30 protein-coding genes are annotated in these 26,621 nt (G+C 60.2%); 15 read left to right on the top strand and 15 right to left on the bottom strand.

Annotated elements, in window-relative coordinates; translation table 11 throughout:
* The first annotated feature begins 9 nt into the window (after nucleotides 1-9).
* A complete protein-coding gene (locus tag ACYQ12_RS02015) occupies nucleotides 10-156 on the top strand; it encodes a type 1 glutamine amidotransferase family protein (protein WP_459866957.1) in 147 nt (48 codons plus the stop codon).
* Nucleotides 157-165: 9 nt separating this feature from the next.
* Here the strand turns inward: ACYQ12_RS02015 and ACYQ12_RS02010 are convergent, their stop codons facing one another.
* Nucleotides 166-1,086: a polyprenyl synthetase family protein gene (locus ACYQ12_RS02010; protein WP_459866954.1), complete on the bottom strand. Its 921-nt coding sequence runs from the start codon at nucleotides 1,084-1,086 to the stop codon at nucleotides 166-168.
* A gap of 137 nt (nucleotides 1,087-1,223) precedes the next feature.
* Between ACYQ12_RS02010 and fni the strand changes: the two genes are divergently transcribed.
* The 7 genes from fni (at nucleotide 1,224) to ACYQ12_RS01975 (ending at nucleotide 8,809) form a co-directional block, all read left to right on the top strand.
* Entirely contained in the window at nucleotides 1,224-2,285 is a 1,062-nt protein-coding gene (fni, locus tag ACYQ12_RS02005) for a type 2 isopentenyl-diphosphate Delta-isomerase (RefSeq protein ID WP_459866951.1), read from the top strand.
* Nucleotides 2,278-3,573: a nucleotide disphospho-sugar-binding domain-containing protein gene (locus ACYQ12_RS02000; RefSeq protein WP_459866948.1), complete on the top strand. Its 1,296-nt coding sequence runs from the start codon at nucleotides 2,278-2,280 to the stop codon at nucleotides 3,571-3,573. Before fni ends, ACYQ12_RS02000 begins: the two co-directional genes overlap by 8 nt.
* The gene (gene crtY, locus ACYQ12_RS01995; RefSeq protein WP_459866945.1) at nucleotides 3,570-4,760 is read left to right on the top strand and encodes a lycopene beta-cyclase CrtY; all 1,191 of its coding nucleotides are present in this window, start codon (nucleotides 3,570-3,572) and stop codon (nucleotides 4,758-4,760) included. Before ACYQ12_RS02000 ends, crtY begins: the two co-directional genes overlap by 4 nt.
* On the top strand, nucleotides 4,757-6,250 hold the full coding sequence (locus ACYQ12_RS01990) for a phytoene desaturase (RefSeq protein ID WP_459866942.1): 1,494 nt from the start codon (nucleotides 4,757-4,759) through the stop codon (nucleotides 6,248-6,250). The genes crtY and ACYQ12_RS01990 overlap by 4 nt, the downstream gene beginning before the upstream one ends.
* Complete coding sequence (gene crtB, locus ACYQ12_RS01985; RefSeq protein ID WP_459866939.1) at nucleotides 6,247-7,248, top strand: 15-cis-phytoene synthase CrtB; 1,002 nt, start codon at nucleotides 6,247-6,249, stop codon at nucleotides 7,246-7,248. Before ACYQ12_RS01990 ends, crtB begins: the two co-directional genes overlap by 4 nt.
* A gap of 28 nt (nucleotides 7,249-7,276) precedes the next feature.
* The gene (locus ACYQ12_RS01980; RefSeq protein WP_459866936.1) at nucleotides 7,277-8,056 is read left to right on the top strand and encodes an AraC family ligand binding domain-containing protein; all 780 of its coding nucleotides are present in this window, start codon (nucleotides 7,277-7,279) and stop codon (nucleotides 8,054-8,056) included.
* A 105-nt stretch (nucleotides 8,057-8,161) separates the two neighbouring features.
* Nucleotides 8,162-8,809, top strand: coding sequence for a LysE family translocator (locus ACYQ12_RS01975; protein ID WP_459866933.1), 648 nt, complete (start codon nucleotides 8,162-8,164; stop codon nucleotides 8,807-8,809).
* Here the strand turns inward: ACYQ12_RS01975 and ACYQ12_RS01970 are convergent.
* Entirely contained in the window at nucleotides 8,786-9,295 is a 510-nt protein-coding gene (locus ACYQ12_RS01970; protein WP_459866930.1) for a sterol desaturase family protein, read from the bottom strand. The two genes, ACYQ12_RS01975 and ACYQ12_RS01970, sit on opposite strands and share 24 nt — an antisense overlap.
* Before the next feature lie 136 nt (nucleotides 9,296-9,431).
* Between ACYQ12_RS01970 and ACYQ12_RS01965 the strand changes: the two genes are divergently transcribed.
* The 3 genes from ACYQ12_RS01965 to ACYQ12_RS01955 all read left to right on the top strand — a co-directional run bounded on the left by ACYQ12_RS01965 (nucleotide 9,432) and on the right by ACYQ12_RS01955 (nucleotide 11,810).
* Nucleotides 9,432-9,893 (top strand): MarR family winged helix-turn-helix transcriptional regulator, encoded by a 462-nt coding sequence (locus ACYQ12_RS01965; RefSeq protein ID WP_459866927.1) that lies wholly within the window; start codon nucleotides 9,432-9,434, stop codon nucleotides 9,891-9,893.
* Between the two features lie 113 nt (nucleotides 9,894-10,006).
* The gene (locus ACYQ12_RS01960; RefSeq protein ID WP_459866924.1) at nucleotides 10,007-10,435 is read left to right on the top strand and encodes an organic hydroperoxide resistance protein; all 429 of its coding nucleotides are present in this window, start codon (nucleotides 10,007-10,009) and stop codon (nucleotides 10,433-10,435) included.
* A 274-nt stretch (nucleotides 10,436-10,709) separates the two neighbouring features.
* Nucleotides 10,710-11,810 (top strand): NAD(P)H-dependent flavin oxidoreductase, encoded by a 1,101-nt coding sequence (locus ACYQ12_RS01955; protein WP_459866921.1) that lies wholly within the window; start codon nucleotides 10,710-10,712, stop codon nucleotides 11,808-11,810.
* A 24-nt stretch (nucleotides 11,811-11,834) separates the two neighbouring features.
* Here the strand turns inward: ACYQ12_RS01955 and ACYQ12_RS01950 are convergent, their stop codons facing one another.
* The 11 genes from ACYQ12_RS01950 to ACYQ12_RS01900 all read right to left on the bottom strand — a co-directional run bounded on the left by ACYQ12_RS01950 (nucleotide 11,835) and on the right by ACYQ12_RS01900 (nucleotide 22,462).
* Nucleotides 11,835-12,314 carry a YtfJ family protein gene (locus ACYQ12_RS01950; RefSeq protein ID WP_459866918.1) on the bottom strand — a complete coding sequence of 160 codons (480 nt, stop codon included), beginning with the start codon at nucleotides 12,312-12,314 and terminating at the stop codon, nucleotides 11,835-11,837.
* 46 nt (nucleotides 12,315-12,360) lie between these two features.
* Entirely contained in the window at nucleotides 12,361-13,836 is a 1,476-nt protein-coding gene (locus ACYQ12_RS01945) for a protein adenylyltransferase SelO (RefSeq protein ID WP_459866915.1), read from the bottom strand.
* Nucleotides 13,837-14,010: 174 nt separating this feature from the next.
* Nucleotides 14,011-14,694, bottom strand: coding sequence for a TetR/AcrR family transcriptional regulator (locus ACYQ12_RS01940; protein WP_459866912.1), 684 nt, complete (start codon nucleotides 14,692-14,694; stop codon nucleotides 14,011-14,013).
* A 115-nt stretch (nucleotides 14,695-14,809) separates the two neighbouring features.
* Nucleotides 14,810-15,442, bottom strand: coding sequence for an isochorismatase family protein (locus tag ACYQ12_RS01935; RefSeq protein WP_459866909.1), 633 nt, complete (start codon nucleotides 15,440-15,442; stop codon nucleotides 14,810-14,812).
* The gene (locus ACYQ12_RS01930; RefSeq protein ID WP_459866906.1) at nucleotides 15,439-16,482 is read right to left on the bottom strand and encodes a 2,5-dihydroxypyridine 5,6-dioxygenase NicX family protein; all 1,044 of its coding nucleotides are present in this window, start codon (nucleotides 16,480-16,482) and stop codon (nucleotides 15,439-15,441) included. The genes ACYQ12_RS01935 and ACYQ12_RS01930 overlap by 4 nt, the downstream gene beginning before the upstream one ends.
* A gap of 18 nt (nucleotides 16,483-16,500) precedes the next feature.
* Entirely contained in the window at nucleotides 16,501-17,301 is an 801-nt protein-coding gene (locus ACYQ12_RS01925; RefSeq protein WP_459866903.1) for an alpha/beta fold hydrolase, read from the bottom strand.
* 15 nt (nucleotides 17,302-17,316) lie between these two features.
* Nucleotides 17,317-18,069: a maleate cis-trans isomerase family protein gene (locus tag ACYQ12_RS01920; RefSeq protein ID WP_459866900.1), complete on the bottom strand. Its 753-nt coding sequence runs from the start codon at nucleotides 18,067-18,069 to the stop codon at nucleotides 17,317-17,319.
* 145 nt (nucleotides 18,070-18,214) lie between these two features.
* Nucleotides 18,215-19,444: an FAD-dependent monooxygenase gene (locus ACYQ12_RS01915; RefSeq protein WP_459866897.1), complete on the bottom strand. Its 1,230-nt coding sequence runs from the start codon at nucleotides 19,442-19,444 to the stop codon at nucleotides 18,215-18,217.
* A gap of 183 nt (nucleotides 19,445-19,627) precedes the next feature.
* Entirely contained in the window at nucleotides 19,628-20,917 is a 1,290-nt protein-coding gene (locus ACYQ12_RS01910) for a TRAP transporter large permease (protein ID WP_459866894.1), read from the bottom strand.
* On the bottom strand, nucleotides 20,907-21,431 hold the full coding sequence (locus ACYQ12_RS01905; protein WP_459866891.1) for a TRAP transporter small permease: 525 nt from the start codon (nucleotides 21,429-21,431) through the stop codon (nucleotides 20,907-20,909). The genes ACYQ12_RS01910 and ACYQ12_RS01905 overlap by 11 nt, the downstream gene beginning before the upstream one ends.
* Nucleotides 21,432-21,442: 11 nt before the next feature.
* Nucleotides 21,443-22,462, bottom strand: coding sequence for a TRAP transporter substrate-binding protein (locus tag ACYQ12_RS01900; protein WP_459866888.1), 1,020 nt, complete (start codon nucleotides 22,460-22,462; stop codon nucleotides 21,443-21,445).
* A gap of 399 nt (nucleotides 22,463-22,861) precedes the next feature.
* On the opposite strand from ACYQ12_RS01900, the gene ACYQ12_RS01895 reads away from it, so the two are divergent.
* Nucleotides 22,862-23,821, top strand: a complete 960-nt coding sequence (locus ACYQ12_RS01895) for a siderophore-interacting protein (RefSeq protein WP_459866885.1) — start codon at nucleotides 22,862-22,864, stop codon at nucleotides 23,819-23,821.
* A gap of 123 nt (nucleotides 23,822-23,944) precedes the next feature.
* Nucleotides 23,945-24,817, top strand: coding sequence for a sirohydrochlorin chelatase (locus ACYQ12_RS01890; RefSeq protein ID WP_459866882.1), 873 nt, complete (start codon nucleotides 23,945-23,947; stop codon nucleotides 24,815-24,817).
* A 36-nt stretch (nucleotides 24,818-24,853) separates the two neighbouring features.
* Here ACYQ12_RS01890 and ACYQ12_RS01885 read toward each other — a convergent pair whose 3' ends face one another.
* Nucleotides 24,854-25,192 carry a hypothetical protein gene (locus tag ACYQ12_RS01885; RefSeq protein WP_459866879.1) on the bottom strand — a complete coding sequence of 113 codons (339 nt, stop codon included), beginning with the start codon at nucleotides 25,190-25,192 and terminating at the stop codon, nucleotides 24,854-24,856.
* A gap of 7 nt (nucleotides 25,193-25,199) precedes the next feature.
* Complete coding sequence (locus tag ACYQ12_RS01880; RefSeq protein ID WP_459866876.1) at nucleotides 25,200-25,496, bottom strand: YciI family protein; 297 nt, start codon at nucleotides 25,494-25,496, stop codon at nucleotides 25,200-25,202.
* Nucleotides 25,497-25,586: 90 nt separating this feature from the next.
* Between ACYQ12_RS01880 and ACYQ12_RS01875 the strand changes: the two genes are divergently transcribed.
* Both ACYQ12_RS01875 and ACYQ12_RS01870 read left to right on the top strand, forming a co-directional pair.
* Nucleotides 25,587-25,808 (top strand): DUF3820 family protein, encoded by a 222-nt coding sequence (locus ACYQ12_RS01875; protein ID WP_459866873.1) that lies wholly within the window; start codon nucleotides 25,587-25,589, stop codon nucleotides 25,806-25,808.
* 154 nt (nucleotides 25,809-25,962) lie between these two features.
* Nucleotides 25,963-26,538 (top strand): hemerythrin domain-containing protein, encoded by a 576-nt coding sequence (locus ACYQ12_RS01870; RefSeq protein WP_459866870.1) that lies wholly within the window; start codon nucleotides 25,963-25,965, stop codon nucleotides 26,536-26,538.
* Nucleotides 26,539-26,621: the final 83 nt, after the last annotated feature.

Below are 26,621 nucleotides of genomic sequence, written 5' to 3'. Positions count from 1 at the left end.
CAGCGCTGGGTGGATGAAGGCACCGTCTTGAACTCCGGCAGCATCTCGGCGGGCATCGACATGCGCTTGCACCTGGTCAGCCGGCTGCATGGCCGAGCGCTGACGGAGCGCACGGCAAGACGGATGGAGGTGGAGTGGGCGGGAAGCGCGGCGTGATATAGGGCCCTACCCCGCGGAAACGGCCAGACTCTCCTCGAAACGGATGAACAGCTCACGTACGAAGCGCGCCATCGGCGGTTCGGGACCGTACACGGCGACTAGGTGCCTTTCGGCTTCGTTCAGATGTTCGGCAAAGCGTCGGCGCGCCTCGTTCACGCCGAGCAGCGCCACCAGCGTGACCTTGCCGTCGTCCTGACCGGCATCCTTGCCCTGCCCGGCATGGCCATCGGTGAGGTCGTCGCATAGCTGGAAGGCCTGCCCCAGCGTCAGCGCAAACTGGCGCAACGACGTGGCTGCCGGTTCACGCGCGCCGGCGACGAGCGCTGCCATGGCCATCGTCACCTCGAACAGTACCCCCGTCTTCAGCGTGTTGGTGGTCATGATGGCGCTGGCCGAGCGCCGCAGCCCGCCTTCGTGCAGATCCTCGTACTGCCCCTTGACCAGACCGTGCATGCCGACGGCCCGGGTCAGCCTGGCGACCAGTTGTGCGCGCAGCGCGGGCGTTACCTGCGGCACGGCAGCGACCAGGCCGAAGGCCTCGGTCAGCAAGGCGACCACCGTGAGCATCGCCACGTCCTCGCCGAAACGCCGATGAATTGTCGGCCGCCCGCGGCGCAAGCTGGCGTTGTCCATGCACGGCAGGTCGTCGAGAATCAGCGAGGCGCAGTGAACCATCTCCACCGCGCAACCCAGATCGAGCAGCGCCGGCGAATCGTGGCCCAGGCCACGGGCCGCCAGCACCAGCAGCATCGGGCGTATACGCTTGCCTCCCATCAGCAGGCTTTCCCGCATCGCCAGGGTAACCGGATCGCTTACTTCCTCTTTCGGCAGCAGCTCCGCTAGACGTCGGTTGATACTGTCGCGAATGTCGAGAAATTCGCAGGCCTCGAGACAATCGGTCGCGGGTGGCGAGGGAGATGAAACCATCCGGCAAGCTCCATGAAGCATCCGCGCAAGGCAAGGATGCGCAAATCCATTGAATTACTATCCTTATCCCAGCTTGGCACAAGTTTTACATACAGTGTAAAGGTGTGATGTCAGCCCCCCTTGCTCAGGAGCCTCTCATGACCGACGGAGATCTGGTCAGTCGCAAGAATGACCATCTGGATATCGTACTGGATGATCAGCGTGCGCTGGCCCCCGGGCAGACGGGCTTCGCACGCTATCAGTTCGAGCATTGCGCCTTGCCACAGTTGCACCTGGACGACATCGACCTGTCTACCCAGCTACTGGGCAAGCCACTCCGCGCGCCATTGTTGATCAGCTCGATGACCGGCGGGGCCGAACGCGCCAAGGCCATCAACCATCATTTGGCCGAGGCTGCCGAAGCGCTTGGCATTGCATTGGCCATCGGCTCGCAGCGGGTGGCGCTTCAGTCCGGCAGCGACCATGGTCTGACCGGTGAGCTGCGCAAGCTCGCCCCGAGCATCCCCCTGCTGGGCAACATCGGCGCCGCCCAACTGATCGAGAGGGGAGGCACCGACTGGGCTCGCCGTGCCGTCGACATGATCGGCGCCGATGCACTCATCGTGCATCTCAACCCACTTCAGGAAGCCGTACAGGCCGGCGGAGACCGCGATTGGCGCGGCATTCTGGAGGCCATCGAATACCTGGTCACGGCGTTGGACGTCCCGGTCGTGATCAAGGAGGTGGGGGCCGGCATCTCCGCCTCGGTCGCCCGCTCGCTGGTCGATGTCGGTGTGACTGCGATCGATGTGGCGGGGGCCGGCGGTACCAGCTGGGCTGCCGTGGAAGCCGAGCGCTCGGCGGACGACACCTCGCGCCAGGTGGCCATGGCCTTCGCTGGTTGGGGCATTCCCACCGCTCTGGCTCTGCAGTCGGTGCGCCAGGCTCTGCCCGACACGCCGTTGATCGCCTCGGGCGGTATCCGTGACGGCGTGGATGCCGCCAAGGCGATCCGTCTGGGTGCCGATGTGGTCGGCCAGGCGGCGGCAGTGCTGCACAGTGCCACACAATCCACCCAGGCGGTAATCGACCACTTCGAGATAGTGATTCGTCAGTTGCGCATCGCCTGCTTCTGTACCGGCAGTGCGGATCTTCCGGCCTTGCGTCGCGCCGCCCTGATCGATCTTCAGGATCCGGCACCGAGCAGCCTGCATGGCTAAGCCCAAGCATATCGCCGCCGTTGCCCCACCCTTTCCGAGTCATTATGGTGCGCTACAGGCGTTGGCTCTGGAGCTGCTCGGGCGCGGCCACCGCGTGAGCTTTATCGGTCAGCCAGACGCCGTGCGCTGGCTCTTTGATCCCCGCATCGGCTTTCACGCCGTCGGGTACGCCAGTCATCCTCCAGACTCGCTGACACGGACCTTGCAGCTGGCTGCCAACCCCGGTGGCCCGCTGGGCCTGCAGCGGCTGATTCGCGAACTGGCACGCAGCACCGACATGCTCTGCCGCGAGGTGCCCGACGCCCTGAGTGAGCTGGGCATCGATCTCCTGCTCTGCGACCAGATGGAAGCCGCCGGCGGGCTGGTCGCCGAGGCTGTCGGGCTGCCCTACGTCTCCGTGGCCTGCGCCCTGCCGGTCAACCGCGAACCCGGCATTCCGCTGCCGGTCATGCCGATGGCCTTCGGCCAGGGATCGCGCTTCAGCCGCATGTACGCGGGCAGCGAGCGTGTCCACGACTGGCTAATGGCGCCCCTGCGACGGGTCATCGCCAACCATGCCGACGCCTTTGGGCTGCCGCCCCGTAGCGGGCTGCATGACTATCTGTCGCCCTATGCGCAGATCAGCCAGACGGTGCCCGGTTTCGAGCTGCCACGTCATGCCTTGCCTGCCCATTTTCATCACGTCGGGCCGCTGCGTCCGCCGATCCTGCCTCAGGACGCCCTGGACATTCCAAACGCCGACGACCGCCCGCTGGTGTTCGCTTCACTCGGCACACTGCAGGGCCACCGCTACCGGCTGTTTCGGCGTATCGTCCGCGCCTGCCGTCACCTCGACGTGCAACTGTTGCTGGCCCACTGCGGCGGACTGGGCGCAGCCCAGGAGCGGATGCTCGAACGCGAGGGGGCGACCTGGATCACTGACTTCGCGCCACAGCGCACCGCGCTGGCCCGTGCCGATGCCGTGATCACCCACGGCGGCCTGAATACGGTAATGGACGCCCTGTCAGCCCGCACCCCCACGCTCGTGTTACCCATCGCCTTCGATCAGCCCGGCGTCGCGGCCCGTGTCGACCATGCCGGGGTCGGCCTGCGCGCCGCCCCGACATTCGCCAGCGCTCGGTCATTGGCCAGCAAGTTGGATGTCCTATTGCATGACCCGCGGTTCGCCGCGCCACTGGATCGCCTGGGGCTGGAGGTCGACGCAGCCGGCGGCGCCCCGGCTGCCGCCGATATCGTCGAGTGCGTGATCGGTGCCAATGTGCCTGCAGCCAGGATGAACGACGTATGACGACGCCACATTACGATCTGATCCTGGTGGGCGGGGGCCTGGCCAACGGCTTGATTGCGCTGCGCCTCAAGCGCGAGCGGCCAGCGCTGCGCCTGCTGATGCTGGAACGCGATGCCCACCCCGGCGGCAACCACACCTGGTCGTTTCACGCGGGCGATCTCGACGACGCCCAGCACGCCTGGCTGTCCCCTCTGGTCGGTTGTCGCTGGCCGGGCCACCGGGTGGTCTTTCCGCAGCGCACGCGCCATCTGCGTGGTGGTTATGCCAGTATCTTCTCGGCGGACTTCGCACGAGCCCTTGAGACCGCCCTCGGCGCGGACTTGTGGACCGACACTTCCGTCGACGAAGTACACCCCACCCAGGTGACCCTGGCCGATGGCCGAACCCTGCACGCCGGGGTAGTGATCGACGGACGCGGTGTCGAGGCCAACCCGCACATGGCATTGGGCTATCAGGCCTTTCTCGGTCAGGAAGTTCGCCTGGCGCGCCCGCATGGCCTCGAGCAGCCCATCCTCATGGATGCCAGCGTCACCCAGAACGACGGCTATCGCTTCGTCTACGTGCTGCCCTTCACGACCGATACGCTGCTCATCGAGGACACCCATTATGTCGGTGGACCGCAGGTCGACGAGGCCACATTGCGCGGACATATCCAGGCCTATGCCCAGGCGCAGGGCTGGGAGATTCGCGAAGTGCTGCGCGAAGAGCATGGCGTACTGCCGATCACCCTGGCGGGGGATGTCGAGGCCTTCTGGCGCGAAGCCGATGGTCAGCCACGCAGCGGGTTGCGTGCCGGGCTGTTCCACCCCACCACCGGCTATTCGCTGCCGCACGCCGTGCGTACTGCCGAGCGTATTGCCAATCTCGATGACCTGAGCGCCCCGGCGCTGTTCGCTGCCATCCGCGACACGGCGTGCCGCGAATGGCGCCGCCAGAGCTACTTCCGGCTGCTCAACCGCATGCTGTTCCTGGCCGGACGCAGCGACCAGCGTTGGCGCGTCATGCAGCGCTTCTATGGCCTGCCCGAGCCGCTGATCGAGCGCTTCTACGCCGGCCGACTCACCAGCGCCGACAAATTGCGCATCGTCGTCGGCAAACCGCCGGTGCCGCTGGGCGAGGCGGCGCGCGCCGTACGACTGACCCGCCCCGAGCAAGTCGCTTTACACCAATACAGGAGCCGCCCATGACCCCTCCCAAGCGTGCCGTGGTGATCGGCGCCGGCTTCGGCGGCCTGGCCCTGGCCATCCGCCTGCAGGCCGGCGGCTACCGGACCACACTGCTGGAGAAGCGCGACAAGCCCGGCGGTCGTGCCTATGTCTACGAAGACCAGGGCTTCGTCTTCGATGCCGGACCCACCGTGATTACCGACCCCTCGGCCCTGGAGGAACTCTTCACGCTCGCCGGCAGACGACTGGATGATTACGTCGAGTTGCTGCCGGTCACGCCGTTCTACCGACTGTGCTGGGAGGGCGCGCCCGCCTTCGATTACGTCAACGACCAGGCCGAACTCGAACGCCAGATCGCCGAGCGCAATCCGGCGGACGTGGAGGGTTACCGGCAGTTTCTTGCTTACTCCCGCGCCGTGTTCGAGGAAGGCTATCGCAAGCTCGGCGCCGTGCCTTTCCTGACGTTTCGCGACATGGCACGCGCCGGGCCGCAACTCGCCAGGTTACAGGCCTGGAAGAGCGTCTACGCCATGGTGTCGCGCTTCGTCAAGGACGAGCACCTGCGCCAGGCGTTTTCCTTTCACTCGCTGCTGGTGGGCGGCAATCCCTTCGCCACGTCGTCGATCTATACTCTGATTCATGCTCTGGAGCGCGAATGGGGCGTGTGGTTTCCGCGCGGCGGCACCGGCGCGCTGGTGCGCGGCATGGTTCGCCTGTTCGAAGACCTGGGCGGTCGACTCGAACTCAACGCCCCGGTCAGCCGTATCGAGGTCGACGACGATCGCGTCAGTGGCGTCGTGGTCGAGGACGGCCGCCGCTTCCCGGCCGACGCGCTGGCTTCCAATGCCGATGTCATGCACACCTATGGCCAGTTGCTCGGCGCCCACCCACGCGGTATCAGCCAGGCCCGCGCACTGGGCCGCAAGCGCTTCAGCATGTCGCTGTTCGTGATCTACTTCGGCCTCGACACGCCACCGCCCGGGGGCCTGGAGCATCATACGGTGTGCTTCGGGCCGCGCTATCGCGAATTGATCGACGACATCTTCAACGGCGAGACACTGGCCGACGACTTTTCACTCTATCTACATGCACCCTGCGTCACCGACCCCTCATTGGCCCCGCCCGGCTGCAGCGCACACTACGTGCTCGCACCGGTGCCGCATCTGGGCAAGTCCCCCATCGATTGGAGCGTCGAAGGGCCGCGCTACCGCGACCGCATTCTCGAATATCTCGAACAGCACTACATTCCCGGCCTGCGCGAGCATCTGGTGACTTGCCGTCATTTCACACCCGAGGATTTCCGCGACGAACTCAACGCCCACCTGGGCTCGGCGTTCTCGCTGGAACCCATCCTTACCCAGAGCGCCTGGTTCCGCCCGCACAATCGCGACGCCAAGATCGATAATCTCTATCTGGTCGGCGCCGGCACTCACCCGGGCGCCGGCGTGCCAGGGGTGATCGGCTCGGCCAAGGCCACGGCCGGATTGATGCTGGAGCGGCTCGGCACATGAGGGAACCTACCAATCCTAGCGATCTGGACGACTTGGCCCAGCACGCGACCCAGACCATCCAGACCGGCTCGAAGAGCTTCGCCACCGCCTCGCGCCTGTTCGACCCCGCCACTCGGCGCAGTGCCGTGATGCTCTACGCTTGGTGTCGTCACTGCGACGACGTGATTGACGGTCAGGAGCTTGGCTTCGGCCAGGCCGACGGCGAGCGCGCCGATGCGGCTTGCCTGGCCGAACTACGCGAGACGACCCGGCGTGCCTATGCCGGCGAGACGATGGAAAGCCCGCCCTTCGCCGCCTTTCAGCAGGTCGTTCTGACACACCGCATTCCCGAACGCTACCCCATGGATCACCTCGGCGGTTACGCCATGGACGTGCATCGCCACCGTTACGAGACCCTCGAGGATACGCTGACCTACTGCTACCGCGTTGCCGGCGTGGTGGGGGTGATGATGGCCATGGTCATGGGCGTGCGCGACGAGCCGACCCTGGACCGCGCCTGCGACCTGGGCCTGGCCTTCCAGTTGACCAACATTGCCCGCGATATCGTCGAGGATGCCGGTATCGGCCGCTGCTACCTGCCCGCCGAGTGGCTGCGTGAGGTCGGCATTCCGACCGACGAGGTTGCCGACCCGCACCATCGCGACGCCCTGGCAGGACTGGCTGCACGCCTGGTCGACCTGGCGGAGCCCTACTATCGCTCCGCGCAAGGTGGCCTCAATGCGCTGCCGCCACGCTCGGCCTGGGCCATCGCCACGGCACACGGCGTCTATCGGGAAATCGGCGTCAAGGTGAAGGAGCAAGGCGCCCGAGCGTGGGATGCACGGGTTTCGACCAGCCGGGCCGACAAGCTACGCCTGCTGGCCCAGGGCTCGGCCATGGCGCTGCGTTCGCGGACGGGTACTCCCGAACCGCGACCAGCCGGGTTATGGACACAGCCTCGCCGGGCCTTGTCTCGTGAGTCAACGGCTCGCCTAGAGTGGCATTCTTCGGCACCATGACACCTGCATCATCCGCCGAGGATTCCGCATGAGCCAGTTCTGGCGCGATCCATCACTGCCTTTCGTCGAGAGCCGTCGGGCCAGCCACAGCCGGGCCTGTTACCGGGCACACAGCCATCCCAACCTGTCGATCGGCGTGGTGGATCGTGGCCGCAGCCTTTTCCAGTGTCGGGACGCGCGTTTCACCCTGACGCCGGGCAGTCTGGTCAGCATCCCGGCCAACGTCGTGCACGCCTGCAATCCCCTGCCAGCGCTCAGCTGGAGCTATCAGATGCTGTATCTGGATGCCGACTGGGTGGCCGACGTGCTGGGTGACGAGGCATCCCTCTCCCATGCGAACGCCTTCGTCGTCGCCTCGCCTCCGGCTTACCGGGCCTTCTGCCGGCTCAACGCCCAGCTGTTCTCCTCGGCGTCGAGCGAAGAGAAGCAAGCCGAGCTGATCACCTTCCTGAGCGAGCGTCTCTGGTGCGGCGGCACCGCCATTGCATTGCCGGAGCCGTCACGGACACGGCTCGCGGCCATCCAGGCCCATCTGCTGGAGGGGCTCGACCGGCCGCCCAGCCTGGAAACGCTGGCGCGAGATCATGGTCTGAGCCGCTATCAGTTGATTCGCCTGTTTCGACGCGAGACGGGCCTGACGCCGCACGCCTGGCTGTTGGATCGACGCATCCGACAGGCGCGCCGGCGCCTGCAGCAGGGCGCCGATCTGGCCGGCCTGGCCCAGGAACTGGGATTCGCCGATCAGGGCCACTTCCAGCGCGTCTTCAAGGATCGGGTGGCCACCACGCCGGGGCGCTACCGCCGCTGACCGAGGGTCGAGCGCCGAGCAATCCGATCCTGAGGCGCACTTTCCTTCAATACGCCGCCCCCTCCAGCGCCAACAATGGCAGCCTGTTCGGAGCGGAGATCCGTCATGCTGCAACAATTCCTGCTGGTCGCCGGCGCCCACTTTCTCGCCCTGCTCAGTCCGGGCCCCGACTTCTTTCTCATCCTGCGCTACGCCATTGTGCGGGGCCGCCTCCAGGCAGCGCTAGCCTGCCTGGGGATCGCCCTGGCCAACGCCCTGTTCATCGGTCTGGCGCTGTTCGGCCTGATGGCGCTGGATAACGACAGCACGACATTCCTGCTGCTGCAGTTGGCGGGAGCCGGCTTTCTCGCTTACATGGGCGGGCGCTTCATTCGTCATGCTGGCCGGAGCCCGCTATCGGAAGCCGCCACCAGCGCTGCCACGCTCAAGGTCTCCTACGGTGCGCTGCTGGCCGGACTGGCCTCGGGACTGCTCAATCCCAAGAACGGCCTCTTCTATGCCAGCCTGTTCGCCGTGCTCAACGCCCGTGCCACATCGCCCGCCATCCAGGGCCTCTATGCGCTGTGGATGGTCGGCGTGGTACTCGGCTGGGATCTTCTCGTGGCGCGCATGGCCGGACATCCCCGGCTGATACGGCACCTGGGCCGCAGCCTGAAGACCATCGAGCGGCTGGCCGGGATCATCCTGCTGTTGCTGGCGCTGGGCATCGTCGTCTCCCGGCACAATGCACTACTGGCGCTGTTCGCGCCTTAGCGGCCCGTCATGCTTTTCGCGCAATTGACGTTTCAGAGTGCTCACCGGCGGCGCAATCAAAAACCCGAACGACACGCAGCCGTCCTTACCATTCACAGCATGATGCATTCGGTGCGCCTGGTAGAGGCGCTTGAGATAGCCGCGGCGCGGCACGTAGCGAAACGGCCAACGCTGATGCACCAGCCCGTCGTGGGCAAGGAAGTAGAGCAAACCGTAGGCGGTCATGCCGGCGCCGATCCACTGCAGCGGATACCGCCCCGCCGTGCCCAGAGCAATCAGGGCAATCGCAATGCCGGCGAAGACCACGGCATACAGATCGTTCTTCTCGAACCAGCCGGTGCGTTCGGGCGAGTCGTGCGGCTCATGGTGCGAACGGTGCCACGCCCAGCCCCAGCCATGCATGATGTACTTGTGGGCGAACCAGGCGAACGCCTCCATGCCGGCCACCGTCATCAGGACAATCAGGGTATTGAGAACCAGGGTCATGACAGCCTCGCCTTCTGCGTCCCATGACGCAGATGTGTTCAGATAGTGTGAATCACTGGCTAATCCTTGCAGCCTCCGTACCTCAGCACAAAAAATATCGCTTGCTCTTATATAGCGCACGATATAAATTGGCGACATGCATACTGACGATCCGACATCCGAGACCTCATCGCTGGCACTGGAAGCTCAGCTCTGCTTCGCGCTGTACTCCACCGGACTGGCGATGAACAAGCTCTACCGCAAGCTGCTGCGCGAGCTGGGCCTGACCTACCCGCAATACCTGGTGATGCTGGTGCTGTGGCAGCGGGATCGGCAGACGGTGTCGGAAATCGGGACGCAACTGTTTCTCGATTCCGCTACGCTGACGCCTCTGCTCAAGCGTCTCGAGGCCGCGGGACTGCTGACGCGCCAACGCGCCCGCCAGGACGAGCGGCAGGTCGAGGTGGCGCTGACCGAGTCGGGCCGCGAATTACGCCAGCGTGCCGAAGCCGTTCCGGAAGCCGTGAGCTGTGCCAGTCAATGCACGCCGCAGGAGTTGGAATCGCTGCGTGACGACCTGCTGACGCTGCGCAACCGACTCAACGATGTTTGCGACTGACCTCCTGACCGGCTCGAGCTGTTTTTATGACCAAATGTATAGTGCACGATTAAATAGCTAGCGATATACAACTCGGCGACATATCCGTCGTCACTACAGGAAGGAGACCCACCATGGCTATCGATAAAGTTCTCTACCGCGCTCATGCCCAGGCCACCGGCGGTCGTGACGGACGCGCCACATCCTCAGACGGTCAGCTCGACGTCCGTCTCACCACGCCGCGCGAACTCGGCGGCGCTGGCGGCGAGGGCACCAACCCCGAACAGCTGTTCGCGGCAGGCTATTCCGCCTGTTTTCTCGGTGCGCTGAAGTTCGTTGCAGGACAGGAAAAAACCAGGCTGCCCAATGATATGCGCATCGAAGGCAGTGTCGGAATCGGCCAGATTCCCACCGGCTTCGGCATCGAGGTGGAACTGAATGTCTTCCTGCCCGGCATGGCCCGGGAACAGGCCCAGGTGCTGGTGGACAAGGCGCATGAGGTCTGCCCCTATTCCAACGCCACCCGCGGCAATATCGACGTCACCCTGAACGTCGACGTCTGAGTCCCGACAGGCCGGCTGTCGAGCTGCACGAGCCAGGAGCCGGGCAATCCGGTTCCTGGCTGCGTTTTTCTGATCCAAGATGGCGATAGCTGGATCAGGATACGGCACGCTGCGGTGCGGCCATGACCACGGCCTGGCGCAACGTGTCGACGAAGCATGATAGTGCGGGCGTCCAAGTGTCTTTCGGCCATCTCATCGGGGCGCTTGCCGCCCACTCGCTTGCCGTGTACGCCGATGTGCTGGCGAATACCCAGATAAACCGAAGGAGGAGAGCATGACCGTTTCCACTGCACCGCAGCGACTCTGCGAACTGCTCGACATCGAGTGGCCCATCATTCAGGCGCCCATGGCCGGGACTTCGACGCCTGCCATGGCCGCCGCAGTCACGAACGCCGGAGGCCTGGGCTCGCTCGGCGTCGGAGCGATGACACCGGATGCCGCCGAAGCCGCGATCGAGACCTTCCGCGCGCACTCGACACAGTCGCTGAACGTGAACGTGTTCTGTCATCGTCCCGCACGTGCCGATCACGCGCGCCAGACCGCCTGGCTGGAACGCCTGCGTCCCGAGTTCGAGCGCGTGGACGCTCAGCCGCCCGTGGCTCTCGGCGAGATCTATACCAGCTTCGTCGATGACGAGGCGATGTTCGACATGCTGCTTGCAGTCCGGCCGAAGGTGGTGAGCTTTCATTTCGGGCTGCCTCGTCAGGCATGGGTTCGGGCACTGCGGGAAGCCGGCATCGTGCTGCTCGGTACCGCGACGAACCTCGATGAAGCGCGAGCCCTCGTTGCAGCGGGCCTACATGCGGTCGTCGCCCAGGGTTACGAGGCCGGTGGCCATCGCGGTATCTTCAATCCCGACGGCGACGACGATCAGTTGGGAACTTTCGCCCTGACACGCCTGCTGGTCCATGAACTCGATGTGCCGGTAATCGCCGCGGGCGGCATCATGGACGGCGCCGGTATCGCCGCCACACTGCGCCTGGGGGCAAGCGCGGCGCAGCTCGGCACGGCCTTCGTCGGCTGTGACGAGTCGGCGGCGGACGAGGGCTATCGCCGCGCCCTGTTCAGCGATGCGGCGCATCACACGGTGATGACACGTGCCATCTCCGGACGTCCTGCACGCTGTCTTGCCAACCGCTTCACGGCGCTCGGCGAATGCGTGGAGTCGAATGACGTGCCGTGCTATCCGCTCGCCTACGATGCCGGCAAGGCGCTGCATGCGGCCGCCAAGGCAACCGGCGAGCACGGCTTCGGTGCACAGTGGGCAGGCCAGGGCGCCCCGCTGGCCCGCGCACTGCCAGCAGACGCGTTGATGGAAAGGCTCATCAAAGAACTCGACGATGCCGACATTGGCGAGCGGCAGGTGCGGCCTTGACGATCAGGGTACCGACAACCGGAGTCATGGCGACAGCGTTTCCAGCGCATCGCGCAGGGTCTCGGGCGAGGCGAAGAGCCGCCGTTCCTGCACCTGCCGATCCTCCAGGCGCAGCCAGAGTACCGTATCCTTCATCCCCAGGCGCTCCGGCGCGACCTGGCTGTCGCGATCGAGCAGGATGCGGTAGTTCGCCGAACGCATCGCGGGAATCGCCATGAACCTGGCAATCAGCCCGGGCATGCGCGAGATATCCGCGACATACAGGGTATCGCGCGCCTCGAGATAGCCTTGGGGCCAGTCCTTGATGGCCTCGTCGACCAGCTCGGCCGCCTCACGGCTGCTGGCCACCAGCAGCACGCGCGTCTGCCCGTCGAGGGTGGCGGCATTGCCGAACTGGTCGTCGAGCGTCCACGATGCGAGGCGTTCGCCCTCCGAGATGGCGTGCGCCGTACCGCTCATCAAAAGCCATGCCAGGCCGGCCGCCAGGATGATGCGCTTGATCATGCTGCATGCTCTCCCGTGTCAAGAAAAGGTGGAGGCTGTCACCCGCTCAGGTCCCGCAGAAGGTGCGGAACACTGCCTCGCTGGGCGCTGCCGGCAGCGTGTATTCCTCACGTCCGGGCTGCTCCTCGAAGGGCCGGGCGAGGACTTCGCGCAGGGTCTCGAAAGGCGCGAAGTCGCCTTCATAGGCGGCGTTCAATGCTTCCTCGATCCGCAGGTTGCGCGGGATATAGAGCGGGTTCACTGCGCGCATCCTCGTGGCGATGGTCTCGATATCGGCCTCTTCCTGCGCCAGGCGCTCGCGCCAGCGCACGAGCCACGCTTCGATGGCCTCGGTACGCTCGAAAAGCTCGAGCAGCGGCGCAGCCGCCTCGGGCGCCTCCGCGGCTGCACACAACTGGCGAAAGCTCAGGGTGAAGTCGGCGTTCCCGGCATGCATTGCCTCGAGCAGCGCATCGATCAGCTCGCCATCGCCCGCCTCTTCGTGTGCCAGCCCCAGCTTGGCACGCATCACCGCAAGCCACTCGGCCTCGTACTGGTCGGGAAAGGCCTTGAGCACCTCGGTGGCCCGCTCGACGGCCTGATCCTGATCGGCATCGATCAGTGGCAGCAACGTCTCCGCCAGGCGCGTCAGGTTCCACTGCACGATGCCGGGCTGGTTGGCGTAGGCGTAACGCCCGCCCTCGTCGATGGAGCTGAACACGGTGCGCGGGTTGTAGGCCTCCATGAAGGCGCAGGGACCGAAGTCGATGGTCTCGCCGGAGACGGCCGTATTGTCGGTGTTCATCACGCCATGAATGAATCCCACGCCCATCCAGCGCGCGATCAGTGCAGCCTGACGTTGCTGTATCGCCTCCAGCAACGCCAGGTAGCGTTCGGATTCGGGACGCTCGAGCAGTTCAGGATAGTGGCGCTCGATGACATGGTCGGCCAGCGTGCGCACGCCGTCGATGTCACCGCGAGCGGCAAAGTACTGAAAGGTGCCCACGCGGATGTGGCTCGTGGCCACGCGTGTCAGCACGCCGCCGGGTTCCAGCGTGCGGCGCATGACGCGCTCGCCAGTGGTGACGGCGGCCAGCGCCCGGGTGGAGGGAATGCCCATGGTGTGCATCGCCTCGCTGACCAGATATTCGCGCAGCACCGGCCCCAGCGGAGAGCGCCCGTCGCCGCCCCGCGAGAAGGGCGTACGCCCCGCCCCCTTGAGATGGATATCCCGCAGCCGCCCGTGGCGGTCGGTGACCTCGCCGAGCAGCACGGCGCGACCATCGCCCAGGCGCGGCGAGAAGCCACCGAACTGATGGCCGGCATAGGCCATGGCCAGCGGTTCGGCCCCCGGTGGCACCTCATTACCGGCAAACCACGCCGTGGCCTGTCGCTCATCGAACGCATCGAGATCGAAGCCCAGCTCCTCGGCCAGAGAGCGATTGAAAGCCACCAGCTCGGGCGCCTTCACCGGCACGGGATCGAAACGCACATAGAAATGCTCCGGCAATTTCACGTAGCGCAGGGAAAAATCGGGAAACATGATGACTCCAGCGGCATCGGGCCGAATGACGAATGACGTTCCTGTCCCGACAAGGGTAGGCCATGGCGAGTCTCGATGCCGAAGCTACGGCCAATTCAGAAGGGCGCCTAGAGCTTGGCAGTGCTCAGTGAAGCCGCTCAGGCCGTAGTTTTGATCGGCTCCCGGAACAGGTAGCTATTGAGGTACATTCTGCAAGCTTCCGGTGCTATTTTTAGGCATCATCCCTGCGGTAAAAAATGCCACCATTTCTTCAAGGTCATTGTCGTCTTTTATATTAATATTCGGGGCTAGCTCTTCTAGCCTGTTTGTCCCGGAGAATGCGTATAAATATGCACCGATAATATAAGATAGCCGCCGCATGACGGCTATCTCATCTAAGCTAGGCAATGCCTTTTGAAATGCTTTCGCATAGGCTTTTGTAGATTGATCATATACATCTCGTCGAAGTTCGAGAGAAAATTTTTCTGGTTCCATATGCAACCTTGCGTGTAGCCGGAGAAAAGCCCGCCCCTGCTTGGTTTCACGCAATTTGCTGGAAGGTGACAAGAAAGCTCTCACCAAACTATCTACCGAGACTTGATCCCCCGAAGCATACAACGCATCAAGAGCAGCCATCCTGGCATTTGCAACCTCACTGCCTTTCCGCATGAAAACTTCCCTGAAAAGGTTCTCCTTTGTATTAAAATAGTACGTGATTAAAGCGGTCGTAGCCCCTACGGCCTGTGCGACATGCCTCAGTGAAGCACCTGCGTATCCCTGCTCCGCAAATAAAACTTCAGCGGCGTCTAATATCTGCTCGCGTAGACCAGTCTGTCCAGCCGGTCGGCCGGGACGCTTTTTGCTATTGCTGCCTGCCATAGGACATTACCGTATATTAATTAGTCGAATGGTTAATAAAGGCAGCATGTTAACCCAACATATCAGGAGCAGCTAGCGAATTGGGACGCAACCGCTCCTTTGCATGGGTAATGATTTAAAGAGTTAATCTGTCATACCGTTGCAGAAAGTTGTCTTTCGTCTCGACAGAAGCATACTTTTGGCGCATATCAAACAGGTTAGCCTCGTGAGGCCCCAAGGCCCTATCACCAACACAGTCTTCCAACACTACCGGATAGAAGCCACACGACATGGCATCCACCACACTGGCACGAACGCAGCCGCTGGTCACGCAGCCGGCCACCAGTAAGGTGCCGATACGCTTCTCGGCAAGCCAAGCTGCCAAGAGCGTCCCAGCGAAGGCGGAAGGATTCCGTTTGCATACGACCAGTTCACCGGCGAGAGGCGCCAGTTCCGAGACAATCTGACTGTTTGGATGCGCTTCGGTCAACCGGCCCATGCTCGGCACCTTCTTGGCAAATACGTTGTGATCGCTGCCGTCGTCGGCAAAGACGATACGTGTGTGCACCACAGGCCAATCGCGCTCCCTCGCTTCTGCCAGCAGCGGTATGGTGGCTTCAATCGCCGAGCAGATATTGCCGCCACCTAGGATGTCGGGGTCTGCAAAACCATTGACAAAATCAATGATTAACAGCGCAACGTTATCAACGATCGGCAATGCTCCCCCGAAGCCTTGGCTCTCGTATACCACCTCTTCAGTGCAGTTCATGTCAGGGCCTCTTCTACGACTACACCATCGTGCACCATTGGCTCGTCATCGAGGTAGACGGAGCAGTGACGCAAGGGAATATCGATATGGCAGGTCGTGGTCCGGCTGCCGCCCCCTTCATTATTGGGGCCCAGAGAGAACAGGAAGTTGCCATCGAAGGCACGGGCATCCATTCCAAGCGTTGCCTCGCGATCGTAGAGGCCCAGGGTCGACCAGCGGGCTCGCTTCTGCAAACCCCAGCCAATGTGCGAGATGGCATAGGCTTCGGGATCCTCGAAGGCTGCCATATAGTCCTTGAGCAGATCAGCGTCGACGCCTCCATTGATGGCGGTGACATAGCCAGCCTCTACCATCATCTCGATGGGAGAACCAAGGTAACTTTTTTGCGGCAATAAAATATCGCCGCGGTCGAGCACGATTGTGCCGTTGGCACTGCCCTCGTCGGGAAAGGTAAAGGCGAAACCACTCGGCCAGTGATCCCAACGGCCTGGCTCGTCGACAAAGCCATATTCGCTGACGGCCGGAAACTCGCCCAACGCGAAGCGCACGTCCGTCCCGGTGGACGATGTGACCGCCATCTCCTTGGCCGCCGCAATGCGGGCAGAGGCTTTAAGCACCCGGCTGCGGTCGGCCTGGGTCGGCACCATACGTACCAGTACCTCGGGGGGTTCCACAGCGAGCAGAATTTTAGTGCCGGATTTCAGAATATCGATTTGCTCCGGCGAAAACAGCAACGTCATAAGGTCGAGAACCAGGTCGCTCTCTTTTAATGCGGCGATAGCTGCCTTGTTACCGGTCAGTGGCGTGGTGCCCAAATAAGCCAAGGCGTCTCGGCTATGGGCCTTGTCCGCATTCACTGGCGGCAAATCGAGACGAATCACTCGCGCGCCTTTCAGCGAGGCGGCAATCTGGGCGGTGGCTAGGGTCTGGGGATGCGTGTTCTGACTGGTTAACAGGGTGACAGTCTGTCCGGGCTCAAGCTTGGACAGTGTCAGTACTTCGCTCCAGGCGTTGATCATGTCGCTATCGCTGACGGCCATGGTAGCCTCCTTTATAGTTCAGATGCGGGTTTCGAGAACACGAGATAGCGCGGCATAAAATCCTTCTTCATCGTCCCAAGGAATCATATGCCCAGCGTTTTCCACGCGAGTGATGGCCAAGTCCGGTTTCAGTGAAAGCATTTCTTTCTCATCCTCCGGCAGAATTACGCCCCCCTTGCCTGCGACTAGCAGTGCGGTCGGGGCATCGATCCGGCCAAGGTCCTGATGAAAATCGTCGTCATGGAAGTCATTAAAAGCCCTAACCACAGCGCCCTCGTTACAGGTGTGAAGCCACTCGGCGCGCAGCCTGAGTTGCTCGCCGGTCCAGGTCGGGCAAAAGTCCCGCATGGCTTCGGCATCCATGCCTCTGAGCGCGGCACGGATGGAATCAACATACCAGGGCAGCTTGGAGGGATAGGCCCGGCGGCCGGGACCCGAGACCGGCGGGTCAACCAACACCAGCCTTTCGGGAGAAAGCTGAAAGCGCGCCGTGGCACGGCTAGCGATACGTGCACCCATGGAATGGCCAATGAGCAGATAGTCATGCAGCCCCAATTCGTCGATGAATGCCGTTAGATCCTGCGCCAGGGTATTAATCCCATAGTCCAGCTCGTCCCCGGTCGAGGAGAGTCCGCGTCCACGAATATCCAGAATATAGGTCTGAAACTGGTGACCCAGGCGTTCACCGACAAACCCCCAAGTGATAGCGGGGCTCGTGATACCAGGAACGATAACAAGCGGCTTACCGCTATTTCCGTAGCAAAGATAGTGCTGCCTAATACCATTGGCCTGGATGTTTTTACCGTAACCGTAATTCACGTTATTCCTCCTTACTTAATAGGCCCCAGACAACAGCGCGCCTGCACCAGGCACGATGGGCTCTAGGTCAAGCGCCTTGAGCAAGGCATATGTAGTAGCAATGGATGCAGTGATAACGGGTTTTCCCGTTTGGGCTTCGACCTTGGCTACAGCAGAAAGTGATGGCATCTGCACGCAAGCCGAGAGCACAATGGCATCCACGTTCGCAACATCTAGATCGGCAACGATATTCGGAAGGTTATCTGGGTCATGGCGGGCTACCGCAAGGTTGTCGGAAATTTCTAGGGCATGCCAGACTTTAACTTCTACTCCTTCATTCTGGATGTAGTCTACAACCAGTTCAGTAAGCGGTTTCATGTAAGGTGCGACTAGAGCGATACGTTTGGCACCTAATACTCTTAACCCTTCCACCAATGCTCCAGCACTGGTAATAACCGGTGCAGAAGCATCATTATCGATGGTAATTTGGCTCAAACGCTTCTGGGACTCACGATGATAACCATGCCCCATCGCCATAATTGCCACGAGACAGGCATAGCCCAACACATCGACATGCGCATCGGAGAGTTCCAAGGCGCAGCGGTTGGACTCAGCGTCCATAGCGGCTAACTCTTCTTTCTTTACATGCTTCATGCGCATTCGGCTGGAATGGAAAGTGAATCGCTCAGGCCGAATCAGCTGGCGGGCATTAAGCATCGCTGGGATTTCGGTTTCCATTGTAGTGTTGGAACTTGGCACAATTTGTCCGATCCGATAGGTTCTCTGCATCGCGTTTTTTCCTGGTTAAGCTCTCCGAAAGCCAACTTCGTTCGCCAAGAGAAAGCTCATGACAATTATCAACCAATAGAGCCGACTATTCTTTGTAATGCTAGATAGCATTACGCCTAGGCTTCGTTATCCGGCGCACTATTACTCATGCCTTTAATTGCTCTGTCTCGAAGCGCTCCCGACAATTCGTGGCATCGTATTCATATATCCACTCCGCACGGATACCCACAGCATTGGGGTTCTTGGCCTGCTCTTGCTGATAAGCAAGATCTCGCTTGCGCAGTTCTTCAGGTGAAGACAAGTGGAAAGTCCGGCCACGCTCGCGAGCCTGTAGCTGGACCTGAGAGGTACGTACACGGCGCTCATCCTCATACGCTGTTAGTGCAGCTGGAACGTCACCCTCAAAATGCACAAGGGCCTGCGCCAGTACATAGCTGTCCTCGATGGCCATGGCGGCACCCTGGGAAAGGAAAGGCAGCATTGGATGTGCTGCATCGCCTAGAAGAGTGGCATGGCCGATGGACCAGCGTGCCATAGGATCATGATCGAATAGCCCCCACTTAAAGGTCTGGCTGGGGTCCGTACGTTCGAACAGCTGTGTCAGGTTAGAGTGCCATCCCCTGTATGCATCAAGAAGCTCTTGAGTTGAACTGGGTTCGGTCCAAGACTCTTTAATCCATTCATCAGTTTCAGTAACTGCTACAATATTTACGGCCTTACCCCCTTTCACATAGTAAGTCACTACGTGAGCGTTAGGCCCCATCCAAAAGGATGCATCTGGGCTTACAAAGGGGAGCGGATGCTCCTCGACCGGCACCAGTGCACGCCAGCACATATGGCCGGTGAATTTAGGGTCATATTCTCCCCATAGCGCTCCTCGCACCGCCGAATGGATACCGTCTGCACCAACAATCAAGTCTGCTTCGAAACGGGTACCATCAGCAAAAATAGCGGTAGAGGATCCTGGACTCTGGAGCACATCAGTACATTGGGCACCGAAAGTTACACGATCCTCAGGGATATCCTGGGTTAGAATGGTGTGAAGATCAGCACGGTGAACATGGAAAAATTCAGCACCATAAGCCTTCGTCGAGCTATCCTTGAGAGGCGTTCTGAACAGTTCGGCAGCTGTTTCCCAGTTTCGGCCAACCATTGCCTCTGGTAAAAAGCCAATATTATATAGGTCGTTTTTTAAACCGAGCGCCTTCAGTACTTTGACCGCATTAGGCGTCATTTGCACGCCAGCCCCTACTTCGCCGAAAGCCTGGGCACGCTCGAAGAGGTGGTAATCAATACCCTGCTCCTGCAGTGAACAGGCTAAAGCTACCCCTCCGATGCCCCCACCGATTATGCCTACACGAAACGTCTGATCCATGCCCTTCTCCTTATTAAATTACCGTACAATTAATTTAATGATCCCACTGAGGCTCATGCTTCATAAATCTTCTCTAGCCTCTAGGCGGTTGTAGCCAACCTTACGGCAAGCCGGTAATCGCTATTGTCATACGCGCCAATAGTACAACCGGTTAGCTTAACAGCTATAACACTGCATACTTATCTATATGATTATGAATGTTACGATAGCAGGAAATATGATAATCAAAGACAGCCGCACTAGATCAGAAACTATAAATGGCATTACTCCCTTGAATATCTCCCCCAGTCCAACGTGCGGCGCCATCGCCTTTATCATAAAGACATTTAACCCCACCGGCGGCGTAATCAACCCAAGCTCAACGGTGAGAACCGTTACGATACCGAACCAAATGGGATCTATGCCTAATGTACTGATAATAGGATATACTACGGGCACAGTTAAGAGAAGCATGGCAATCGCATCCATAAAGCATCCAAGCACAAAATACAACAGAATGATGCACAAAAGGACACCTAGATTAGACAGTCCCAACCCCATTACATAATTGGCAGCCTCAAAAGAAATACGCGATACAGAGATGAAGTAGCCCAATGCCTCAGCGCCGGCTATCATAAAGAAAACTACCGAAGAAAGCGCAACCGTTTCAAAGATGGCTTCACATATTCTTCTTGCTCTAACCCCTTTGGCTATAGCATAAATCATGGTTATAAAGGCACCGACAGAGGCAGCCTCCGTTGGAGTAAACAGCCCGGCATAGATACCAACTACTATTACCAGAAAGACACCTAGAAACGGAATCAACCCTAAAGCAGCCAATATTTTATCCTTTAGCCGATTAGGCGTACCGGCAGAGGCAAGCCCAGGATTGATTCTAACGACTATAGCTACGGTTAAAGCATAGAATACCAGCCCCAAAACACCCGGGACCAAGCCAGCCAGAAACATGTCTCCAACAGGTTGTTCAGTCAATATGGCATATAAAAGAAGTGCGATGCTCGGTGGAATCATAATGCCAAGTGTGCCACCTGCTGCTAACACACCAGTGGCAAGCGAGCTAGCATATCCATTTTGTTCCATTTCAGGCAGAGCTACCCGGCTCATGGTACTGGCTGTAGCCAAGGAAGAACCTGAAATCGAAGCGAAAGCACCGCACGAAGTTACTGCGGCTAGTGCCATTCCGCCCCGCCAGCCCCCAAACATGCTTTTCGAGGCAACAAACAGCTTCTTAGCCATACCGGAGTACGAGGCTAACACGCCCATTAAGATGAACATGGGAATAGCGCTAAAATTATAGTTTGAAAGCACCTCAACAGGTACAGACTTCACCATTGCTACAGCCGCGCCCCAAGTGGTGACTTGAGAGAAGCCGACCACCCCCACCGTCAGCATGCTTAACGCTATTGGTACACGAAGAATCATAAGCGCTAGAAGCGCTAACAAGCCTACTCCTCCGAGAAGCTCAGAGCTCATGGACGTTTTCTCCTTCAATGCTATATACCATCCCGAGCACCGCCTGGATCAGGCATCTCAGCGCGAAGGTCATGCTTAGGACAGCGGAAGCCTTGTAAATAGGCCCCATTGATATTGCTAGATCCTGCGTTACCTCTCCAAACTGAGCGGCGCTTACCCCCTCTTCCCATAAGCCCCAAGCAAGTATTGATCCCACCGCAAAGAAACCTAGCAGATACAGCCCGGCTATTCTTCGCTTGACGCTCTCTGGGAGTTTATGAGTAAAGGCTTCGACCACGACTTGGCTTTTCTCTACGTTGGCGGCCATGGCTGCCAACAGAGAAACGAGCAATAAATAGCTTACCAGCTCAACACTTCCGGAAATCGTTAAACCTATGTAGCCCGAGGTTAGCTTAAAAAGATAACGCGTCCCTACATCAGCTACCGTAACGAGCATAACGGCGAGCAATCCCAAGCCAGCAATATAGCGACATGCTCGCTCTAGTAGGTTACTTATAGCCTCTAACCAGCTCATGGCATACTCCTTCAGCTAGAAGCACAATTATTTTTTGCTTCCTGAGCCGCCTTATAGACTCGGCCTACTCCGTCAACCCCTCTATCTTCTAGACTGGTTAGATAGCCCTGTATGCCTGACTTAAGTAGAGTTGACCATTCTGGATTTCCCAAGGGATCATCTACCACATTAATAGCATGCCCCGCCTGAACAGCCTCCTGCTTCCCTGACTTATCAATTTGATCGAATACTTCACCAGCTATGCTTGACCACTTCATGCCGCTATTATTATCAATAGCTTCACGTGCTTTGGGTGAAAGGTTCTGATAAACACGCTCATTCATGGTTGCAACAAAAGTGAGCGTATAGAGGGGTACCTGAGTATGGCTATTTGCAATATCATTTAATCCGAATACCTTTACCCCTTCCCACGATGTCGTCAGACCATCCATCACTCCACGTTGGAGGGCAGTATAAACTTCAGGCATGGGCATACCGATAGGCTGCGCTCCCATGCTTTCGAGCATGCTGCCTACGACGGCTGTTGGACGACGAACGCGTAACCCCTCAAAATCTTTTGGCGTCTTTACTTCGACGTCCTTCAAATGTAAATAACCTGGCCCGTGCGTAAACAGAAAAAGAACGTGGGAATCCTTGTATTCTTCCTTAATGGCTCCCTCATCATAAAGCGTTTGAACCATGCATGAGCCCTGCTGCGCGCTGTTTACCATGCCAGGCAGTTCTACTATCTGTGTTAGAGGGAAGCGCCCCGCAGTATACCCCTGTGCCGTTATGGCAATATCGGATATACCTTTGACTGCACCTTGATAAGACTTGTCTGCTTGGCTCAGCGTTTCTGAAGGGAAATTCTGAATCTTAATCTCCCCTTCTGAGTCTTCTTCAACAGCGTTTGACCAGGCTTCGAAAATTTCCTTATTAATCTTGGACTCGGCAGGCCAGAAATGGGAAAGCCGTAGAGTTGTCGAAGCATGAGAGTTGAACGTAGCGCCAGCAATAGAGATAGCTAGCAGAGTTTGCATAACCTTGTTCATGATTTCTCCTTATAATTATTGATCTTGTTAAGTACTCAGCAGACGGACATCAATCGACCATATGCGACGTTCACCAAGCTTTTTGTATTATTTGTACGACCATTTAATTCTATTTAAACCTATCGCATCGTTCCTGTTTTCGCAAGGAATGAATGGAAATAAAATTTATATTTTAAAAACAAATAGTTATCTGGAAAACACTGTAAGACAAGGAGCTCAGTCCAAGTTGATGCTCGTCCGCTAGCTGAATTATCCGGTGCTCGAACCGCTGGCAAAGACACGCTTGAATGAACTGATGACAAAGCATGCAGCTGACAGGTACGCGCTTAATTGAGAATGCTTATCAAGGGTGATAGCCTTCTCCCACCAACCGGGGGACGACAACGGGGAGTACATGCCATGGCCGCACAACAAAGCTACCGAATCTTCGATGTCACGCTCTCCCGGCGCACTCAGGTCAGCCCCTCGCTGATCAGGTTCACCTTCACCGGGCCCGAGGTCGGCCAGATGGCCACCCATGCGCCGGATCAGCGCATCAAGCTGTTCTTCCCCTGCTCCGGCCCCGGCAACGAAGGCGGTCTCGAGGCACTGTTCGAGATCGCCAGAGCGAACGAGCATGACTGGTACGGCGCCTATCGCGCCCTGCCCGATGCCCGACGCCCGCCGATGCGCACCTACACTATCCGCGAGTTGCGCCCGGCCTACGCCGAGGTCGATGTCGAGTTCGTGCTCCACGGCGACAACGGTCCCGCATCGCGCTGGGCGATGCATGCCTGCCCCGGCGACCGCCTGGCGATGACCGCCCCGGTGGCCGACACCGATGCCGCCCCGGTGGGGTTCGAATGGAAGCCGCCGCGCGGGGTACGGCGCATCCTGGTGGTTGCCGACGAGACCGCACTGCCGGCGGCGGCCGGGATTCTGGAGGAGCTCGCCGCACGTTCCGACCGCCCATTGGTACAAGCGCTGGTCGAGGTGCCGAAAGGCGGAGACGAGCAGACCTTGATGCCTGCCGCCCAGGTCCACTGGCTACCGCGCGACGCCGCCCCCGGATATGCTCACGGCGAACGGCTGCTACGCGCAGTGCGCGATCTCGACCTACAGCAGGAGATTCGCGCCCTGGGCGGCCAGCCGGGGAGCGCAGAAAACGGAGAGAGTGCAGAGGGCGCCCCCGAAGAGACAGCGGATGATTGTCTGTTCTGGGAAGCCGCGAGCGCCGACAGTGCCCCCTTCTACGCCTGGATCGCCGCCGAAACCAAGGTGGCGCGAGGCATTCGCCGCTATCTGGTCAACGAATGCGGGTTGCCCAAACGCTACGTCACCAGCATGGGTTACTGGTGCGAGGGCAAGGTGCTGGGCTAGCGCCACCGTTGTGCATCGCCATGAATCGTTTTCGGGTCAATACTGAGAGAATCGACGGCGCTTTATCACTCAATTTCGCCCTGCCTTCGCTCGCCTACCCTGTAAACACCCTCTGAGGCCTCCATGCGAAAGATCCTGCTCGTCGACAACGGTTCCCTGCGCCCTCAGGCCACGCTCAATCTGCGTCGCCTTGCCCACGCCTTGAGCCAGGCCACCGGGGAGACGGTCGAGGCCACTTCCCTGTTGCACTCCTACAAGATCCCTTCCGAGGAACTCGAGGGCCACAAGGCCGTGACGCTGGGACCGCTGGCCGAACGCCATGCAGCCGACGGCGTTACCGAACTGCTCATCCTGCCCTTCTTCTTCGGCCCCAGCCAGGCATTGACCCGCTACCTGCCCGAGCGCCTGGCCGAGGTACAGGCCAACTACCCGCAGTTGGACGTCAAGGTGGCCCTGCCACTGGCCGACAGCCAGGCAGCGGTGGATTTGCGTCTGGCGCGGCTGCTGGCGGACAACGTGCGCGAACGGGTGGAGGGCCTGTCGCGACCGAAGGTGGTGCTGGTCGATCACGGCAGCCCGATCCCGGAGGTCACGGCGGTACGTAACTACCTCGCCGGGCAGCTGAGCGTGCTGCTGGCCGGCGAGGTCGATTGCGTCACCTTTGCCTCCATGGAACGTCGCGACGGCGAGGCCTACCGGTTCAACGAGCCGCTACTGGAAGACCTGCTGGCCTCGCCGTCGCTGGCCGGCAGCGACGTGATATTGTCCATGCTGTTTCTTTCTCCGGGCCGTCACGCCGGCGAAGGCGGCGATATCGCGGAGATCGGCGCACAAGCGATGGCGCGCTCCCCGGGCCTGAATGTCACCACGACGCGACTGGTGGGTGAGAACGACGCCATCGTGGATATCCTCGCCACCCGCCTGCAGCAGGCCCTTGCCGGCGGGCCGCTGTTGATGGAACTGCCGCATGGGCGAGCGCAGGCACTTTTCAGATAGGTCCCAGGTTCAGACAGGAACGAGTTCCAGACAGGCCTAGGTTTCCAGCGCACGCTGTAACTCTTGCCGCCAGGCCTCGGCATGCCGTGCCGAATCTGCGGAAAATCGTCCCAGCGCCACCGCCAGGTCGAAGAAGCCCTGCGCCGGCAGTCCCTCCCCTTGTCGGCTGACGACCAGCGCGGCGATGAAGGGGCGGTTCCGTTGTGCATCCTCGCGCATCAAGGCTTCCAGTGCCTGAGCCACGCGCTGGATGGTGCGCGGCGGGCGCAGCCCCAGCGCCTCGGCGAGCTGCTGATAGGTCATCGGCAACGTCTCGCGAGGTGCGGTTTCGAGGAGATGGCGGGCCTGGGCGGGCAACGGTGGATTATCGGTCATGGTGCGCTCAGGCGTTCGGGTCGAAGAGCTTCACTTCGCGAATGTCGACGCGTTCCCAGACCCGTCCGGTCATGTAGGGCTCGGTCTCGAGCCAGACATCCAGCGCCTGTCGGTCGGTAAAGCGGAAGTGAGCATTGGAGCCGATCATCTTGCCGTCATCGTTGAGGATCGCCCCGCCACTGAGGAATTTCCCTTGTCTGGCGAGCTCGCGCACGCCTGCCAGATGCGCGTCGCGATTGGCCAGGCGACGCTCGAGCGCCTCGTTGTCCGTATAGTCATAGGCCACCACGGCGTATTGCCTCATGCGTTACTCCTATCTATCTGGCTCACCGAACGTGTCGAATCATGTCACCATTCGCCAGGCAACGAAATGCGACGATAAAGGAACACGCAAGTGAAGCCCGAGGATCTTCAAAAGCTGGTCAGCCGAAAGATGCCCTTCGGCAAATATGAAGGCCAGCTGATCGCCGACCTGCCGAGGCCCTATCTCAACTGGTTCGCCCGCGAGGGCTTTCCATCTGGCGAGATCGGCCAACTTCTCCAGCTCATGTACGAGATCGACCACAACGGCCTGAGCCCGCTGCTCGACCCCCTGCGTCAGCGACACACCACATGATATCGCCGTCGAAAGAACCAGGCCGCCCCGGGATGGCGGCCAGGCTTGGACCTGATTGCCGAGCGCGACTATGTTGAAAATGGAGGTTGAAAAATCGAGGTTGAAACCGAGCGTCGGATCAACGCTCAGGAAGAAAATCCCAAGGAGGGAAATAATGACGAACGATAACGTGACTAGACCGAACGCGGATGTCGTCGACATCCTGACGACTGACCACCGGGAAATGACGGAACTGCTCGCCCAGGCCTCGCAGACACCCGATGCCCATCAGCGCCGGGATCTGGTCGAAACGGTGATTGCCGAAGTGATGCGTCACGCCGTTGCCGAGGAGATGTACGTCTATCCGACGATGGAAAAGGAGCTGCCAAATGGCAAGGAGGAAGTCGAGCATGATAAGCAGGAGCACGACGAGATCGTCCAGGTGATGAAGAAGCTGGAAGATGCCGATGCTGCCGATCCGGAGTTCATGGGGCTGGTCCAGGAACTGGACAAGCAGTTGCGCCACCATGCCGACGATGAGGAATCCGATCAATTCCCCAAACTGCGCGCCCACCTTTCCGGCGAACAGCTCGTGGACATGGGTGACAAGGTGCAGAAGGCCAAGCAACTGGCACCGACCCGCCCGCATCCCAGCGCACCGCATTCCGAACTCTTCCACAAGAGCGTCGGGCCGGGCGTCGGCATGATCGACCGTCTTCGTGACAAGCTCACGGGACGTCAGACCGGCTGACCAGAAGCCGTCTCGGGTGTCATCACCGCGAAGCGCTTTAGCCCGATTCAGTACAAGCACTCACTTCGAGACGGGACATTGCT

The organism is Halomonas shantousis (genome assembly GCF_054654615.1).
Note: the sequence above shows the minus strand (reverse complement) of the source record. Positions and strands in the feature narration are given on the sequence as shown.

Coding starts and splice junctions, on each gene's coding strand:
- ACYQ12_RS02010 (WP_459866954.1), bottom strand. CDS start 1,086: ATGGTTTCATCTCCCTCGCCACCCGCGACCGATTGTCTCGAGGCCTGC.
- fni (WP_459866951.1), top strand. CDS start 1,224: ATGACCGACGGAGATCTGGTCAGTCGCAAGAATGACCATCTGGATATC.
- ACYQ12_RS02000 (WP_459866948.1), top strand. CDS start 2,278: ATGGCTAAGCCCAAGCATATCGCCGCCGTTGCCCCACCCTTTCCGAGT.
- crtY (WP_459866945.1), top strand. CDS start 3,570: ATGACGACGCCACATTACGATCTGATCCTGGTGGGCGGGGGCCTGGCC.
- ACYQ12_RS01990 (WP_459866942.1), top strand. CDS start 4,757: ATGACCCCTCCCAAGCGTGCCGTGGTGATCGGCGCCGGCTTCGGCGGC.
- crtB (WP_459866939.1), top strand. CDS start 6,247: ATGAGGGAACCTACCAATCCTAGCGATCTGGACGACTTGGCCCAGCAC.
- ACYQ12_RS01980 (WP_459866936.1), top strand. CDS start 7,277: ATGAGCCAGTTCTGGCGCGATCCATCACTGCCTTTCGTCGAGAGCCGT.
- ACYQ12_RS01975 (WP_459866933.1), top strand. CDS start 8,162: ATGCTGCAACAATTCCTGCTGGTCGCCGGCGCCCACTTTCTCGCCCTG.
- ACYQ12_RS01970 (WP_459866930.1), bottom strand. CDS start 9,295: ATGACCCTGGTTCTCAATACCCTGATTGTCCTGATGACGGTGGCCGGC.
- ACYQ12_RS01965 (WP_459866927.1), top strand. CDS start 9,432: ATGCATACTGACGATCCGACATCCGAGACCTCATCGCTGGCACTGGAA.
- ACYQ12_RS01960 (WP_459866924.1), top strand. CDS start 10,007: ATGGCTATCGATAAAGTTCTCTACCGCGCTCATGCCCAGGCCACCGGC.
- ACYQ12_RS01955 (WP_459866921.1), top strand. CDS start 10,710: ATGACCGTTTCCACTGCACCGCAGCGACTCTGCGAACTGCTCGACATC.
- ACYQ12_RS01950 (WP_459866918.1), bottom strand. CDS start 12,314: ATGATCAAGCGCATCATCCTGGCGGCCGGCCTGGCATGGCTTTTGATG.
- ACYQ12_RS01945 (WP_459866915.1), bottom strand. CDS start 13,836: ATGTTTCCCGATTTTTCCCTGCGCTACGTGAAATTGCCGGAGCATTTC.
- ACYQ12_RS01940 (WP_459866912.1), bottom strand. CDS start 14,694: ATGGCAGGCAGCAATAGCAAAAAGCGTCCCGGCCGACCGGCTGGACAG.
- ACYQ12_RS01935 (WP_459866909.1), bottom strand. CDS start 15,442: ATGAACTGCACTGAAGAGGTGGTATACGAGAGCCAAGGCTTCGGGGGA.
- ACYQ12_RS01930 (WP_459866906.1), bottom strand. CDS start 16,482: ATGGCCGTCAGCGATAGCGACATGATCAACGCCTGGAGCGAAGTACTG.
- ACYQ12_RS01920 (WP_459866900.1), bottom strand. CDS start 18,069: ATGCAGAGAACCTATCGGATCGGACAAATTGTGCCAAGTTCCAACACT.
- ACYQ12_RS01915 (WP_459866897.1), bottom strand. CDS start 19,444: ATGGATCAGACGTTTCGTGTAGGCATAATCGGTGGGGGCATCGGAGGG.
- ACYQ12_RS01910 (WP_459866894.1), bottom strand. CDS start 20,917: ATGAGCTCTGAGCTTCTCGGAGGAGTAGGCTTGTTAGCGCTTCTAGCG.
- ACYQ12_RS01905 (WP_459866891.1), bottom strand. CDS start 21,431: ATGAGCTGGTTAGAGGCTATAAGTAACCTACTAGAGCGAGCATGTCGC.
- ACYQ12_RS01900 (WP_459866888.1), bottom strand. CDS start 22,462: ATGAACAAGGTTATGCAAACTCTGCTAGCTATCTCTATTGCTGGCGCT.
- ACYQ12_RS01895 (WP_459866885.1), top strand. CDS start 22,862: ATGGCCGCACAACAAAGCTACCGAATCTTCGATGTCACGCTCTCCCGG.
- ACYQ12_RS01890 (WP_459866882.1), top strand. CDS start 23,945: ATGCGAAAGATCCTGCTCGTCGACAACGGTTCCCTGCGCCCTCAGGCC.
- ACYQ12_RS01885 (WP_459866879.1), bottom strand. CDS start 25,192: ATGACCGATAATCCACCGTTGCCCGCCCAGGCCCGCCATCTCCTCGAA.
- ACYQ12_RS01880 (WP_459866876.1), bottom strand. CDS start 25,496: ATGAGGCAATACGCCGTGGTGGCCTATGACTATACGGACAACGAGGCG.
- ACYQ12_RS01870 (WP_459866870.1), top strand. CDS start 25,963: ATGACGAACGATAACGTGACTAGACCGAACGCGGATGTCGTCGACATC.